The 15,649-nt window shown below is 69.2% G+C and carries 9 protein-coding genes; 3 read left to right on the forward strand and 6 right to left on the reverse strand.

What is annotated here, in order from left to right:
- Window positions 1-182 precede the first annotated feature (182 nt).
- Genes LGM42_RS32015 through LGM42_RS32040 form a run of 6 tightly spaced genes read right to left on the reverse strand, consistent with a single transcriptional unit; the run spans window position 183 to window position 8,314 of the window.
- Window positions 183-3,551: a glycosyltransferase gene (locus LGM42_RS32015; RefSeq protein WP_226234329.1), complete on the reverse strand. Its 3,369-nt coding sequence runs from the start codon at window positions 3,549-3,551 to the stop codon at window positions 183-185.
- A 2-nt stretch (window positions 3,552-3,553) separates the two neighbouring features.
- Window positions 3,554-4,711: a dTDP-4-amino-4,6-dideoxygalactose transaminase gene (gene rffA, locus LGM42_RS32020; RefSeq protein ID WP_060008829.1), complete on the reverse strand. Its 1,158-nt coding sequence runs from the start codon at window positions 4,709-4,711 to the stop codon at window positions 3,554-3,556.
- A 58-nt stretch (window positions 4,712-4,769) separates the two neighbouring features.
- Window positions 4,770-5,417, reverse strand: coding sequence for a class I SAM-dependent methyltransferase (locus tag LGM42_RS32025; RefSeq protein ID WP_226234330.1), 648 nt, complete (start codon window positions 5,415-5,417; stop codon window positions 4,770-4,772).
- Between the two features lie 10 nt (window positions 5,418-5,427).
- Window positions 5,428-6,150: a WbqC family protein gene (locus LGM42_RS32030; protein ID WP_089464449.1), complete on the reverse strand. Its 723-nt coding sequence runs from the start codon at window positions 6,148-6,150 to the stop codon at window positions 5,428-5,430.
- Window positions 6,147-7,532, reverse strand: a complete 1,386-nt coding sequence (locus LGM42_RS32035) for an NAD(P)/FAD-dependent oxidoreductase (protein WP_226234331.1) — start codon at window positions 7,530-7,532, stop codon at window positions 6,147-6,149. The genes LGM42_RS32030 and LGM42_RS32035 overlap by 4 nt, the downstream gene beginning before the upstream one ends.
- Complete coding sequence (locus LGM42_RS32040) at window positions 7,529-8,314, reverse strand: class I SAM-dependent methyltransferase (RefSeq protein WP_059638416.1); 786 nt, start codon at window positions 8,312-8,314, stop codon at window positions 7,529-7,531. The genes LGM42_RS32035 and LGM42_RS32040 overlap by 4 nt, the downstream gene beginning before the upstream one ends.
- A gap of 405 nt (window positions 8,315-8,719) precedes the next feature.
- On the opposite strand from LGM42_RS32040, the gene LGM42_RS32045 reads away from it, so the two are divergent.
- The 3 genes from LGM42_RS32045 (at window position 8,720) to LGM42_RS32055 (ending at window position 15,428) form a co-directional block, all read left to right on the forward strand.
- Window positions 8,720-10,507, forward strand: coding sequence for a tetratricopeptide repeat protein (locus LGM42_RS32045; RefSeq protein ID WP_226234332.1), 1,788 nt, complete (start codon window positions 8,720-8,722; stop codon window positions 10,505-10,507).
- A gap of 239 nt (window positions 10,508-10,746) precedes the next feature.
- A complete protein-coding gene (locus tag LGM42_RS32050; protein WP_226234333.1) occupies window positions 10,747-12,945 on the forward strand; it encodes a tetratricopeptide repeat protein in 2,199 nt (732 codons plus the stop codon).
- On the forward strand, window positions 12,942-15,428 hold the full coding sequence (locus tag LGM42_RS32055) for a tetratricopeptide repeat protein (RefSeq protein ID WP_226234334.1): 2,487 nt from the start codon (window positions 12,942-12,944) through the stop codon (window positions 15,426-15,428). The genes LGM42_RS32050 and LGM42_RS32055 overlap by 4 nt, the downstream gene beginning before the upstream one ends.
- The last annotated feature ends 221 nt before the right edge of the window (window positions 15,429-15,649 follow it).

Raw genomic sequence — 15,649 nt, forward strand, 5'->3', positions numbered from 1 at the left:
CGTTGCAGCGCAAAGGCTGGCTCTGGCCGCCGGGGACAGCAGCAGTTCGAGTTCTTGCAGTTCGTCGAGCTCATGCAGCTCGAGCAGTTGCGGCGGCTGTTCGAGCAACTGAGCACAGCGCGCGCCGCCGGGATAGCGCGCCGTGCCGCCGGCGTCAGGCAAGCGGCACGGCGCGCGCCGAACTACGCGATCGCGGCATCCGCAGGCGTTCGTGCCTGCGCAGCGCGCCCGTCCCCCGCCTCGACGATCAGCGTCCAGTCGAACGCCGGCAGTGCGCAGAGGTGCTCGACGGTGGCCGTGTACTCGTGCGCGGGCGCGTGCAGGTAGCGCACCTTGTCGGTCCATTCCGGCAGCGGCGCCTGCGACGTCGTCAGCACGACCGCCAGCAGATCCTGTTCCGGCCGCCTTGCGATTTCCTGCAGGCTCAGCCGGACCTTGTCGAGGTCGCCTTCGGCATCCAGGATCAGCGCACCGGCGATCGGCGCATCCGGCCGGCCGGGCGGGTTGCCGACCGCGCCTTTGTCGATGCACTGCTGATACACATGGCGATAGCGCGGCAGCGCCTGCTGCAGCGCGTGATGCTTGCGGACCTTCGCCTGCGCCGTGCGCGCGAGCCCGCGGCGTAGCGCCGGATTCGCGATCAGCCGGTCGATCGCGTCGACCCACGCCTGCGGCGCATCCTGGACCAGCAGGCCGTCGCAGCCGTCGTGCAGCGCGAAGCGATAGGCTGGCCGGTCGCTGACGATCGACGCGATGCCGGCCGCCGCGTATTCCTGCCACTGGATCGTGCTCGTGCAGGCGTTGTAGTCATGGTCGGCGAGCGGCAGCAGCGCGATGTCCCAGCGCCGTTCCGGCAGGCGCCGTGCGTGCGCGTCGTAGTCGTGAAGCTCGGGCTCGCACCCGGCGGCCGGGTGGCCGGCCCAGCCCGGCGGGACGTCCGCGCCGACGAAACTCACCTTGACCTTGCCGGGATGGCGTGCGCAGATCGCGTGCAGCGCCGCGTCGACGAGCGCGAAGTTGTCGGCGCGCAGCGACGCACCGGCGATGCCGATCGTCACGCAGTCGTCGTCGCGCGCCGTCACGGGGCGGTAGAACCGGTCGAAGTCCACGCTGTCGGGCAGCACGTGAACGCGCGGGTGCGACAGCCGGTAGCGGCTGGCGATGAACGGCGTGGATACGATCACGGCGTCTGCGTTGCGCAGCATGAGCTCGATCCCCGCGCGGGCCATCCCGCCTTGCGCGGCGAGCGGATGCGCGGGCGGCAGGTCGGTCAGCAGGTCGTCGGTCTCGTAGATCACCGGCTTTTCATGCTTGAAGATCGTGTACAGGTCGTTGCCCGTCAGCAGGCCGGGCGTCAGCCGGTGCAGCAGGACGGCGTCGGCCGTGGCCAGCACGCTGCTGTCGATCTGGCCGTCCCGGATGCCCGGGACGAGTTCCCATTCGTCGCTCAGCAGACCGAACGGCAGCGTGAGGCGAATTCGCGACGACGCGCATGCGTCCGGATCGATCGAATACACGATCAGGCGCTTGCGGCGCGGTGCGGCGTCCGCGGTCGCGGCGACGGGCGCCAGCGTGCGGTTCTCCGCCAGCAGCCGCGCGTACAGCGCACCGTGGCGCGCGGCGTTGCGGCCGATGTCGTGCTGCGCGCCGATTGCATCCTGCGCGGCCGCGGCGAGTTGCGCGCGGGTGTGCGGATGCTCGATCAGGTGCGCGATCGCGTCGACCCACGCGTCGGCGGTGTCGGCGACGAGCCAGCCCGTGCGGCCGTGGACAATCGGGCAGCCTTCGGCCGGCGTGGCGACGAGCACCGTGGCCGCGCCGGCCGCCGAACATTCGAGCCATGCGCGCGGCGGCGCATCGTCGCGCAACGTGACCGGCGCCGCGACCAGCGCGATGTCGAGGTCCGCGCGCTTCAGCGCGTCGGCGTAGCTGTCGTAAGGGGCAGGCTCCGCGATCAGCGTGACGTCCGGTTCACCGTCCCAGCCGGCCGGCAGCGCCGCGCCGACGAACGACACCCGGAGCTTCCCCGGAAACCGGCGGCGCAGCTCGGCCAGCGCCAGGCGGACCTGCTCGAGACGCACGCCGTCGAGATCGGTGCCGGAAACCGCGAGGTTCACGTGGTCGCGCACGCCGGGCGCCGCGCGGTGCAGACGTTCGAGATCGACGCCGGTCGGCAGCACGTGGACCGATGCGTTGACGTGACGGTATTCCCGCACCAGCGTTTCCGACGGCACGACGAGCGCATGCGCGCGCTGCACGGCGCTGCGGATGCCCGCCTTGCGGCGCGCGTTGTCGGCCGCGCCGGGGATGTCGGCGAGCAGCGTGTCGAGTGGCGCGTCGATCTCGAGGACGACCGGCTTGCCGAGCGAGAACAGGTGTTCCAGCGTGGCGGCGGACAGCAGGCCCGGCGTGTCGCCCTGCAGCACGATCAGGTCCGCGCGCTGCAGCGCGTCGGGATCGATGCCGGCTGGCGTGACAGGGAACGTCAGTGCCCATTCGCGGTCCAGCCGCGCGAACGGCTGCGCGAAACGCAGGCTGGCGCGCGCGTGGTCGGCCGGTTCGGCGGTGACGACCGCGATGCACGAGCGCGGCGCGGACGCGGCCTGTTCCCGGGAGGCAGCGCCCGGCGCGACGGCCCGCGCATCGAGCTTGTCCGCGTGGGCCTGGGTTCGCTCGACGAAGTTCTGCAACTGCTGCCAGAACGTCTCCTCTTCCTTCAGGTAGACGCTGCGCGCTTCGTGAACCGTGGCCTTCGCGTGGGCGATCTCGTGTTCGTCGAGCCCCCACGCGATGCCCTTGCCGTCCATCACCCACCGGGTCGGCTCCGACAGCGACGCGTCATTCATGATGCACACGACCGGGCAGCCGCACAGCAGCGCTTCGAACACGGCGGTGGACCATTCGTACGTGTACAAGCACTCGACCTGTCGGAACAGCGCCGCGAGTTCGTGCGCCGAACGTTCCGGCACGCGGGTCGAGATTTCGATCGACTCGGCGGTGACCGGATGCAGCGTGCCGCCGCGCCGCAGGTGGCGATTGATGAAGACGGCCGTGCCGTTGCGGCGGGCGTCGTCGACACCGTCGCTGTTGAAGATGCGCGTGTCGACCAGCGGCATGCGCAGCAGGTCCGCGTTCCATTCTTCGGGCACCAGCGACGGCCCGAACGTGAAGATGAGGTCGTCCGGCTGCAGGGCGATCGGTTCGCCGTTGATGCGGCCGGGCTCGGCCAGCAGGTAGCGCACGACGCAGCGCGCATTGAACGGATTGCCGGTGACGACGTCCGGGTAGACGACGATCGGGCTGCGATTCGCGCGGGCGTGCGCCTGCACGATGTCGTTGGTCAGCGGCGGCGTGCGCAGGTCGGGATGCACGACCGGCGTGCAGACGTACGCTTCGTGGCCGAGCAGGTTCAGCACGTGGCACAGGTAGTGCATCGCGCGGATCCCGCCGGAGGTTTGCCGGAAATTCGGCGCGAGTATGTAGTACGGGTGGTCGAGTCGCGTAAAGATGCGCGAACCGCCGTGCGCCAGGCCAGATTGGGGAATCGTCATCGTTATCGGGTGCGGTAGAAATCGAAGACCACGTCGAGGATGCGATCCTGTTCGGCTTCGGTCATGTCGTGGTACAGCGGTAGCCGGACGAGCCGGTCGGCGACGAGGTCCGTCACCGCCATGCCGGACCCGCAGCGCCCGTAGCGCTGGCCGGCCGGCGAACTGTGCAGCGGCACGTAGTGGAACACGGCGTTCACGCCCACCGCGCGGATCTGCTGCAGCAGCGCGGTGCGTTCGGCGAGGTCGCGTGCGAGGAAATAGAACATGTGGCCGTTGCCGCGCTCGGCGAGCGAAATCGCGGGCAGCTCGATCAGCCCGTCCGCGTGCAGCGGCTGCAGCGCGTCCTGGTAGCGCTGCACGGTCGCGCGCCGCTGCGCGGTGATCACGTCCGCGTGCTCGAACTGCGCGTACAGGAACGCCGCGATCAGCTCGCCCGGCAGGAACGACGAGCCGACGTCGACCCAAGTGTACTTGTCCACCTGCCCGCGGAAGAACTGACTGCGGTTGGTGCCCTTCTCGCGGATGATCTCCGCGCGCTCGACGAGGCGCGGGTCGTTGACCAGCAGCGCGCCGCCTTCGCCCGAGATTACGTTCTTGGTCTCGTGGAAGCTGAGGCACGCGAGGTGGCCGAGGCCGCCGAGCGGCTTGCCGTTCCACGTGGACTGCAGCGCCTGGGCGGCGTCCTCGATCACCCACAGGTCATGGTCCGCCGCGAGCTGCCCGATCACGTCCATGTCGCATGCGACGCCCGCGTAGTGCACCGGCACGATCGCGCGCGTGCGCTTCGTGATCGCGGCGGCGATCTGCGTCTCGTCAAGGTTCAGCGTGTCGCGGCGAATGTCGACGAACACCGGCGTCGCGCCGCGCAGCACGAACGCGTTGGCGGTCGACACGAACGTGTAGGACGGCATGATCACTTCGTCGCCGGGCTGCACGTCGGCGAGGATCGCGGCCATCTCGAGCGCGGCCGTGCACGAGTGCGTGAGCAGCGCGCGCTGGCAGCCGATGCGCGCTTCCAGCCAGCGGTGGCAGAGCTTCGTGAACGCCTGGTCGCCGGCGAGGCCGCCCTGCTCGACCGCTTTCGCGATGTAGTAGAGCTCCTTGCCGACCACGAACGGGCGGCCGAACGGAATGCTGTCGAGATTGGGTGGGCCGAACATGGTCAGGCTCCGCGGTAAGGGTGGGACGTTCGGCCGCGCAGCTTGCGCGCGGCACCGCTCAGATGTCCTTGCGGACGAGAATCGTGAATTCGTACAGGCCGTAGTCGTGCAGCAGCGCGACGTGGCGCGAATAGCGGCGCTTGCAGCGATCGAACAGCGCGCACGGGTCCGCGTAGTACAGGAGGTCCGGGCGCATGAACGGCGGATCGGAATACGACGTCAGGCAGTTGAACGCGAAGCCCAGCCGGCTCGTCGCGTGCAGCGTGTCGAGCGTCGCGTGGATGTAGTCGAGCCACGCGTCGTCGCCGTGACCGCGCCTGACGTTGAAGATGCCGGATGCGATCCCGTAGTCCGACGGGGCCTGCGGCTGCGCGCCGACATGAAACGCGACGTTCGCGTCGTCGCGGTAGCGCTGCCGCGCGGCGTCGACCATGTCGGACGAGATGTCGTAGCCCGCATACGCGAAGCCGTCCGGCAGCGCGCGCGCCTTCAGGAAATCGACCAGCGCGCCGTAGCCGCAGCCGATATCGTTCACCGAGTGTCCGCCGGACGCGGGCAGGATTCTGGTCAGTTGTTCGAAGCGCAGGAACTGGCCGGATTCGCCGTTCCAGTCGACGCCGCGCGCGGTCGCGCCGTGCTCCGCCAGCCGCGCGCTGTAGTACGCGGCCACTTCTTCCAGCAGGCTCGCATGCCGGGATTCGCTCATGGACATCACCTCAATCTTTCGAGGTCAGCGCGTACCGGCGCGCTTCGGGACCGCAGTTGAACAGCACGTCGAGCACCGTCACGCCGTGGACGAAATCGCCCCACTGCTGCGGATACTCGGGATAGGCCGGATAGTCGAACCAGCGCACCGCGATGCCGGCATCGGCGAACAGGTTCTCGTCGAGGTAGCTGCGCGCGGCCGGGCCGGACAGGTACTCGGTCGCGCCCGCCTGCACGCACAGGTTCAGCAGCTTCTCGGTGCGGTCGCCGTGCAGCGCATAGTCCGACGTCGACGACACGCGCGTGCCGATCTCCAGTTGCCGGAGGACCCACGTCAGCATCGCGACGTTCAGCTCGCTCAGCATCCCGTAGGTGCGGCCGGTGTAGAGTGCCTCGAGCTCGTCCGCATAGCGCGCGAAGTGCGGCGCGCGCGCGTAGTTCTGCTGCAGGGCCTTCCAGTGCAGCGGCGCCCAGTCGGCGCCGTCGATCTCGGTTTCGCGGATCGACTGGTGATACTTGCCCTTCACCTTCACCGGCACGCTCAGCCATTGCACGCCCTGCGGCGTCTTGATCTGGTTGCGGTTGCGCCAGTCGCGGCGCGTGTACTGCGCGTCGTCGTAGAGGATGAACTCGTCGCTGGCGGCGATCAGGTCGAAGTAGCCCTTCCACGGAATGTAGTTGGACTGGACGATCGCCACCCGCTTCGCGTCGCGGTTCATGGTCGCACCGCTCATGCCGGAATGTGGCCGTACCGGTACATGTCGACGAGCTCGGGCGGAATGCCCCAGTCCGTTGCGCCCAGCTTGTCGTGCAGCGCCTCCAGGTCCGCGCGCATCGCGTTCCGGAGCTGGTCGACCATGCGGTTGCGCGCCGGCACGAAGTCGTGCTGGTACGCGGCATTGATCTGATGGCGCACCGTCTTCGCGATCGCGGCCTCGCGCGTCATGTTGCGGATCAGCGGGCGTTCGGGCGCCAGTTCCGCGTAGCGCGGATCGATCGGCTCGCCGCGCATCGCCGCGACGAGATCGCGGCACAGTACCGGCGACAGGTGGAAGCCGTCGCGCTTGGTGCCGCCGAGAATCCACAGGTCGCGCACGCTGGTTTCGCCGAACAGCGGATACAGGTCGGACGTCGTCGGCCGCCAGCCGACGTTGACGTTGACCAGGTTCGCGCGCGAGAAGCGGGTGTTGATCTGGTCCATCGCCGACTTGAGCAGCGTGTACGCGCTGCCGGCGTGGCCGTGCTCGTGCGGCACCGGGCTGATGTAGTTGCTGGCGCCGACGAGGGTCCGGTCAGGCCCGTACGGCGCCGAATACACGCCGCACGCGAGGCCGCGGTTGGTCGTGCGCACGCAGTGCGTGTGCACGTTCTCCGTGCTCTGCAGTTCGATCGACATGCCGATGCCATAGAACATCCGCTGGACCGGCAACTCGGGCAGGCTCGCCTGCAGCACGCGCGTCACGTTGGCGCCGTTGCAGAGGATGAAGCGGTCCGCGCCGAGCACGCTGCCATCGGACAGGCGCGCACCGGTGACGCGTCCGGCCGCGGTGTCGAGCCGCTCGACCTCGGCGTCGATGAAGCGCACGTTGCCGGCTCGTGCGACCGACTCGGTCAGCGCGTCGAGAAACTGTTTCGGATTGACCCAGCCCTCGCGCTTCAGGAAGACCGCCTTCAGCGCGCGATAGCGCGGATCCGGATGATAGTTCGGGATGCCTGACGGATCGACCGCCTCGCAGGGCTCCTCGAATTCGCGGCAGAACCGCTGCATGGCCGCGAAGTTCTCGTCGTCGAGTGCGTCGGTCGCCGCGTTGTTCAGCACGAAAGTGCCGAAGCCGTATGCGATCGCGCGCTCCGGCGTGCAGATTTCGGCGAATACGGCAGGCCAGGCTGCCGTCGCACCGCGGCTCAGTTCGAACTTGAAGCGGTCGATCGGCGTGCCGAGCGAATCGCCTTCCAGTTCGGTGAACGAATTGAGCATTGCCGCCGCGGCGCGCGTGGCCGAGCCGGGCCGATGCGCGTGGCCGACGATCACGAGCTCGACGCCCGGGTCGGCCTGCTGCCATGCGCGGGCCGTCATCAGGCCAAGAATGCCGTTGCCGAGGATCGCGATCTTCATTTGCGTGTGCCCCCGCCTTCGGGGAATGACAGGTAGCAGAGCGACGGATAGGCCGCTGCCTTGTGGATCTGGTGCGGACGGTTGCCGAGCAGGTCGCGCAGGTAGTGGATACCTTCCGCGGGCAGCTGGCCGCCGCGGGTGAGCTGCCAGAACGCGACGACGCCGCCGGGCACCAGCCGCTTCATCACCGCGTCGAACGCGTGCCGGGTCGGCTCGATCACGTTCAGGTCGAACCACGCGAGCGCGACCATCTCGCCGGGATGCGCTTCGTCGAACGCCGCCAGCGTGTCGCGGCAATCGCCTTCCCACACGTGGTGCTTGTCATGCACGTGCCCCATCGCGTTGCTGCGCTCGTGCAGGTTCAGCAGCTTGCGCAGCAGGTCGGCGTACTCGCCGGACAGCGAGTACGTGCCGTCGGAGAACAGCTTGCGGTCGCGCGTGTCGTGCTCGGCGAAGCCCGTGTAGCCCGTGAACGTATCGAATGCGTGGATGCGGCGCTGGAAGTTCAGCGGTTCGAGAATCGCGCGGAAGTTCTCGCACAGCACGGCGGTCTGTCCGCGCCACGTGCCGAGATCGAGGATCGCGCCCGGCAGCGGCACGATTTTTTGATAGATCTCGAAGGTCGCGAGAATGCGTGCGAGGAGCGAGCCGCGCACGAACAGGCCGAGCGACCGTTCCAGTTCCTCGCGCGTCGCGGGGTAGGTCTGCATCAGGTCGAACAGCTCGCGGCGCGCCGCGAGCTGATCGCCATCTGCGTTGGTGATGATCGCTGATTCGTGCATACACAGGGCTCCAGGCACAAAGGGTGTGACCGGACGAGCGCGCGTCGGCGCGGCGGCATCGGAATGCGCAGCCGTCCGAGCGTCGCAGGTCGGACATCTTTCTGCGATCAAGTCTAGCGAGCGCCGCCAGGATCGAATGTCGGATTAGCGGGTGGTTTCACCCCGCATTTCGATGGATTCGCGGCTGTCCGGCGCGAATTCGGGGCACCCGCGGGTGCGGCTCGCAGTAGCGGGAATAGCGACCAATTCCAGCACTTGCTCGCCAGATTGGAACGCGGCGTGCGCGAGGAGAATTCGGACACGTCGGAGACCGTCGGTGCGTGCGTCCGCGGGCGAAGGCGTGCGCCGACGCAGCGGAGCCGGCCGCGATTCGAATCCGTATTGGCTACCAGGACGACATAGCTCATGATGCCCACCTCCCCCGCCGCCGCCACGATCGAACAGGCGCTGGCACACCATCAGGCCGATCGGCTGGAAGAGGCCGAGACGCTGTACCGGCAGATCCTCGACACCGATCCCCGGCACGCGGACGCGCTTCACCTGCTCGGCCTGATCGGCCATCGGTACGGGCGCTATCAGGAGGCATCCGACCTGATCATGGCGGCGATCGAGATCAGGCCGGACGCGATGTACTACTACAACCTCGGCAACGTCATGCAGGCGGACAATCGTCACGCCGCCGCCGCCGAGTGCTTCCGTCTCGCAATCGAGCTGCGGCCCGACTACGTCGATGCATACAACAACCTTGGCAACGCGCTGCGGCTCGCCGGCGACGCCCGCGCGGCCGTCGATGCGTTCTGCCACGCGATCTCGCTGAAGCCGGACAACGGCCAGGCCTACAACAACCTTGCGAATGCGCTGTTCGACGTGAACGAGATTCCGGCCGCGCTCGAGGCTTACCGGCATGCGGTGGCGCTGCGCCCCGAGCTGCCGGAGCCGCGCAGCAACCTGCTGTTCGCGAGCCACTGCAGCGAAGCGTTCGACCACGACGCCTATCTCGCCGAGGCCGCGCGCTACGACGAAGTCGTCACGCGGTGCGCGACGCCGTGGACGGACTGGCTCGTCGACCTGACCCCGCGCGCCGGGCGGCCGCTCAAGGTCGGCATCGTGTCGGGCGACCTGAAGGCGCATCCGGTCGGCTATTTCATCGAGAGCATGCTCAAGCATCTCGACGCGAACCGGATCGAGATGCATGCGTACCCGACGCGCGACGTCGAGGACGACGTGACCGCCCGCATCAAGCCGGCCTTCGCGACGTGGACCTGCATTGCCGGCCTGAGCGACGAAGCAGCGGCCGCGCGCATCCGTGCGGACCGCATCGACGTGCTGCTCGACGCGGCGGGTCACACGGTCTACAACCGCCTGCCGCTGTTCGCGTGGAAGCCGGCGCCGCTGCAGGCGAGCTGGCCCGGTTATTTCGCGAGCACCGGCGTGCGCGCGATCGACTACGTGATCGGCGACCGTCACGTGCTGCCGCCCGCCGAGGCCGCGCATTTCACCGAGCGGCCGTGGCATCTGCCGGACAGCTATCTGTGCTTCACGCCGCCGGCCGAGCCTGTCGACGTCGGCGCGCTGCCGATGCTCGCGAACGGCCATCCGACCTTCGGCTATTTCGGCAAGCTCGCGAAGATCACCGCTCGCGTCGTCGCGGTCTGGTCGCGCGTGCTGCAATCGGTCGCGGGCGCGAAGCTGTTCGTGAAGGCGGAGCATCTCGACGATCCGCGCGAGCAGCAGGCGCTTGCCGCGCGCTTCGCGGCGCACGGCATCGATGCGCGGCGCCTGATCCTCGAAGGCCGCTCGCCGCGCGCCGAATACCTGGCCGCCTACCGGCGCGTCGACCTGATGCTGAGCCCGTTCCCCTATCCGGGCGGCACGACGACCGCAGAAGCGCTGTGGATGGGCGTGCCCGTTCTTTGCCGGCGCGGCGAGCGCTTCCTGTCGCACATCGCCGAGAGCCTGCTGCATTCGGCGCGGCTGCCCGAGTGGATCGCGGACGACGACGACGCGTATGTCGCGAAGGCCGTCGCGCAGGTCGGCCAGCCCGCCGGGGTGGCGGCGCTGCGCACGACGCTGCGCGCGCAGGTGCTCGCGTCGCCGCTGTGCGACGCGCCCCGCTTCGCGCGCCACTTCGAGGACGCACTGCACGGCATGTGGGCGCAGCACGTCGAAGCCGCGGCGGGCGCATCCGTGTGAGGCCGCGCACGACGTGACGTGCGGGGGTATTTCCACGCGGCGGCAGCGGAACATGGCGCCCGTCGCGCCGAACATCGCGCCGGCCGGCGTGATCGTCGTTCCGACCGGCGGCGCGTGCGCGACGCCGTCGTCGGGATGGCGCGCGACAGGATGGCGGCGCCGGCCGTGACGATCGGGCACGGCGGCAGGCTGATCGACTTCGGACGCGCACCGCATCCCTATTGAGCAGAGCAGACGAGATGGACGGAACAGGACAGGCATTGCAGGCGGCGCTCACGCATCATCAGGCGGGGCGTCTCGCGGAAGCGAAGACGCTGTACGACGCGATCCTCACCGCGCAGCCGGGCCAGCCGGACGCGCTGCATTTCCTCGGGCTGCTGGCGTGCCAGTTGAAGCAGTACGACGCGGGGCTCGCACTGATGGAGCAATCGCTCGTCGAGCGGCCGGACGCGTCGTACTTCAACAATCTGGGCAACATGCTGCGCGAAAGCGGGCGGCTCGACGACGCCATCGCGCACTATCGGCGCGCGGTGGCGCTGCGGCCGGACTATCCGGAAGCGCACAACAACCTCGGCAACGCGTTGCGCGACGCGCGCGAACCGACGGCCGCGATGGAAAGCTGCGCGCGCGCGATCGAGCTGCGCCCCGGCTATGCGCAGGCGTACAACAACCTCGGCAACGCGCTGCAGGATCTGGGCGACCTCGACGGCGCCGCCACGCATTACGGCCGCGCGATCGAGCTGGACGCGTCGATGGCGATGGCCCACGCGAACCTGAGCGCCGTGCGTCACAAGCAATTGCGCTGCGCGGAGGCGCTCGCGCATGCGCTGGACGCGATCCGGCTCGCGCCGAATCTCGGCGACGCACACAACCACGCGGGCAACGCGTACCACGGACTGAACCGGCTCGACGACGCGCAAGCGTGCCATCGCGCGGCGGTCGCGCTGAATCCGGCGGACGCCGGCGCGTGCCACAACCTGTCCGTCGTGCTGCTGAAGCTGCAGCGGCTCGACGAGGCGCTCGTGTATTGCCGGCAGGCGTTGCAGGCCGGCCCGCCGGCCGTGTTGATGCACGTCAATCTCGGCGACATCCTGCGCGCGCAGGGCAACGTCGATGCCGCGGTCCACGCGTATCGCGATGCGCTTGCGCTGGTGCGCGACGACGCCGACGACGTCGCGGCGACCGTGCTGAACCGGCTGCTGTTCAGCGCGGCGGCGTCCGCTTGCGTGAACCCCGCCGACTATCTGGCCGACGCGCGGCGCTACGGCCGGCACGTGGCCGCGCGTTCGACGCGCCATGTGCACGATCCGCGCGAGCGGGCCGCGCGCGCGCAAGGGCGGCCGCTGCGCGTCGGCTTCGTGTCCGGCGACCTGCGCCTGCACCCGGTCGGGATCTTCCTGGAAAGCGTGCTTGCGCACCTCGAGCGCACGCGCATCGACCTGCGCGTGTACGTGACCACGGACGACGAGGACGCGATCACCGCGAAACTGAAGCCGCACGCGAACGGCTGGCGCTCGATCGCCGCGCTGAGTCCGGAGGCGGCCGCGCGGATGATTCACGACGACGAGATCGACGTCCTCGTCGACCTCGCGGGCCATACGCAGTCGAGCGGGCTTCCCGTGTTCGGCTGGAAACCCGCGCCGGTGCAGGCGAGCTGGCTCGGCTTCTTCGCGTCGACCGGCTGCGACGCGATCGACTACTTCATCGGCGACCGCTACACGCTGCCGGATGCCGAAGCGCATCACTTCGTCGAGAAGCCGTGGCGGCTGCCGGACAGCTTCCTGTGCTTCACGCCGCCGGCCTGCGACGTCGAGGTCGGCCCGCTGCCGATGGCGGCGAGCGGCCATCCGACGTTCGGCTGCTTCGGCCAGCTCGTGAAGATCGGCGACGACGTCGTGCGCGCGTGGTCCCGCATCCTGCACACGCTGCCGGACGCGCGGCTGCTGCTCAAGGCGCACGAGCTCGGCCGCGACGGCGTGCGCGATGCGACCGTCGCGCGCTTCGCGCGGCATGGCGTCGACGCGGACCGGCTGATCCTCGAGGGCGGTTCGCCGCGCGCGGAATACTTCGGCGCATACAACCGCATCGACGTCGCGCTGAGCCCGTTCCCGTATCCGGGCGGCACGACCACGGCCGAAGCGCTGTGGATGGGCGTGCCGGTGCTCGGGATGAAGGGCAGCCGGTTCGTCACGCACATTTGCGAAAGCGTGCTGCACGCGGCGGGCATGGGCGAATGGGTCGCTGACGGCGAGGACGCCTATGTCGCGAAGGCGATCGCGGCGATGCGCGATCGCGAGCAGCTCGCGGCGCTGCGCGCCGGGCTGCGCGCGCAGTTGCTCGCATCGCCGTTGTGCGACGCGCGCCGGTTCGCCGCGCATCTCGAAGCGGCATTCGTCGCCATGTGGCGACGCTATACGAACTCGGAGCATGAAGCATGAACGATATCCACGACACGCTGCAGTCCGCGCTGGCGCATCATCAGGCGGGGCGTCTCGCGGAAGCGAAGACGCTGTACGACGCGATCCTCACCGCGCGGCCGGGCCAGCCGGATGCGCTGCATTTCCTCGGGCTGCTGGCGTGCCAGTTGAAGCAGTACGACGCGGGGCTCGCACTGATGGAGCAATCGCTCGTCGAGCGGCCGGACGCGTCGTACTTCAACAATCTGGGCAACATGCTGCGCGAAAGCGGGCGGCTCGACGACGCCATCGCGCACTATCGGCGCGCGGTGGCGCTGCGGCCGGACTATCCGGAAGCGCACAACAACCTCGGCAACGCGTTGCGCGACGCGCGCGAACCGACGGCCGCGATGGAAAGCTGCGCGCGCGCGATCGAGCTGCGCCCCGGCTATGCGCAGGCGTACAACAACCTCGGCAACGCGCTGCAGGATCTGGGCGAGCACGAGGCGGCGGCGGCGAGCTACGCCAAGGCGGTCGCGCACCAGCCGCAATACGCGGAGGCGTACTGCAATCTCGGCAACGCGCTGCATGCGCAGGAGAAATTCGACGAGGCCGCGGATGCCTATCGTCGCGCCATCGCACTGCAACCGGGCCTGCGCGTCGCGCACCAGGGGCTGAGTGCGACGCTGCGCGCGGCAGGCGATCTGCGGGGCGCGGTCGACCATGCGCGCGAGGGACTCGATCCGGGCGACGCGGACGCGCACTGCGTACTGGCAAGGCTGCTGCAGCGCATCGGCGATTTCGACAAGGCGCTCGAACTGCTCGAGCAGGCGGTCGCGATCGACCCCGCGCATGCACGGGCATGGGCATGGCTCGGCGATTTGCGCAACCAGCAGGGCGAATACGGGCAGGCGGTGCAGGTGTGCCGGCACGCGATCGAGCTTGATCCCGAACTGGCCGACGCATACAACTTCCTTGGCTTCGCGTATCACAACCTCAACTTGCTGGCCGCCGCGGAGTTGAGCCACCGGCATGCGATCGACCTGAACCCGGACGATGCCGACGCGCATCACAACCTCGCCGCCGCGCTGTTTCGGCTCGAGAAGCTCGACGAGGCGATGAAGCATACCGAGATCGCGCGGAAGCTCGGCATCGATCCGCTGAAGGTCCAGATGACGCTCGGCGACATCCTGTGGGCGAAAGGGGATCTCGCCGGCGCGCTGGATGCGTTCCGCTCGGCGATCCGGCACGACCTGCATCGCGCGTACTCGCGGATGCTGTTCAACATGTCGAGTTCGCCCGCGTTCGAGCCGCAGGAGTGGGTCGCCGAAGCGCGCCGCTACGGCGAGCACCTCGAGCGCGACGCGCGTCCGTTCGAGCACGACCGCGCGCTGCGCGTCGCGCAGGCGCGGGGGCGCCCGCTGCGCGTCGGCTTCGTGTCGGGCGACCTGCGGCAGCACCCGGTCGGCATCTTCCTTGAAAGCGTGCTCGCGCGGATCGACCGGTCGCGCATCGAGCCGCATGCCTATGTGACGTTCGTCGGCGAGGACGATGTGACCGCGCGGCTCAGGCCGAACTTCGCGAGCTGGAAGAAGGTGGTCAGTCTGGGCCGCGAGGAGGCCGCGCAACTGATTCGCGACGACGGCATCGACATCCTGATCGACATGGCGGGCCATACCAACTGGAGCGGCCTGCCGATCTTCGGGCACAAGCCCGCGCCGGTGCAGGCGAGCTGGCTGGGTTTCTTCGCGACGACCGGGTGCCGCGCGATCGACTATTTCATCGGCGATGCGTATACGCTGCCGGCCGACGAGGCGCATCACTTCACCGAACGGCCGTGGCGACTGCCGGACAGCTACCTGTGCTTCACGCCGCCGCCGTACGACGTCGCGGTCGGCCCGCTGCCGATGGCGGCTCATGGCGGCGTCACGTTCGGCTGCTTCGGCAAGCTGATCAAGATCAGCGACGCGGTCGTCGCGCTGTGGTCGCGCATCCTGCACGCGCTGCCGGACGCGCGCCTGCTGCTGAAGGCGCATGAGCTCGGCGCCGGCGACGTGAACCGGGCGACGCTCGACCGCTTCGCGCGGCACGGCATCGGCGCGGACCGGCTGATCCTCGAAGGCGGCTCGCCGCGTGCGGAATACTTCGCCGCATACAACCGCATCGACATCGCGCTGAGCCCGTTCCCGTACCCGGGCGGCACGACCACGGCCGAAGCGCTGTGGATGGGCGTGCCGGTGCTCGGGATGAAGGGCAGCCGGTTCGTCACGCACATTTGCGAGAGCCTGCTGCACGCGGCGGGCATGGGCGAATGGATCGCGGAAGACGAGGCGGCGTACCTCGCGAAGGCCGTCGCGTTCGCGCGCGACCGCGACGGGCTGGCGACGCTGCGTGCAACGCTGCGCGAGCGCGCGCTGGCGTCGCCGCTGTGCGATGCGTCGCGCTTCGCACGCAACCTCGAGGACGCGCTGCACGGCATGTGGGCCCGCTACGCCGGCGGCGACATGGCGCCCCGGGACGCGTGACGAGCGGGATCGCGCCGCGGCGGGAAGCCGCGCGCGCATCGTCGGGCCGGCCGCCCGGGATGATCGAGGCGGCCGTCGGGCGGCCGACGCGGGCGTGGCCGGCGCGATCCGGCTCGCGCGCCCGCCTGCAGGCGAAAAAAAAGCCGCATTGAAGCGGCTCGACGGTACGGCGACAACGGACCGCTCGACTGGCGGCGTCTTTTAATTCGAAATGCGCGGCG

This window comes from Burkholderia sp. AU39826 (genome assembly GCF_020419965.1).
Lineage (GTDB): Bacteria > Pseudomonadota > Gammaproteobacteria > Burkholderiales > Burkholderiaceae > Burkholderia > Burkholderia semiarida.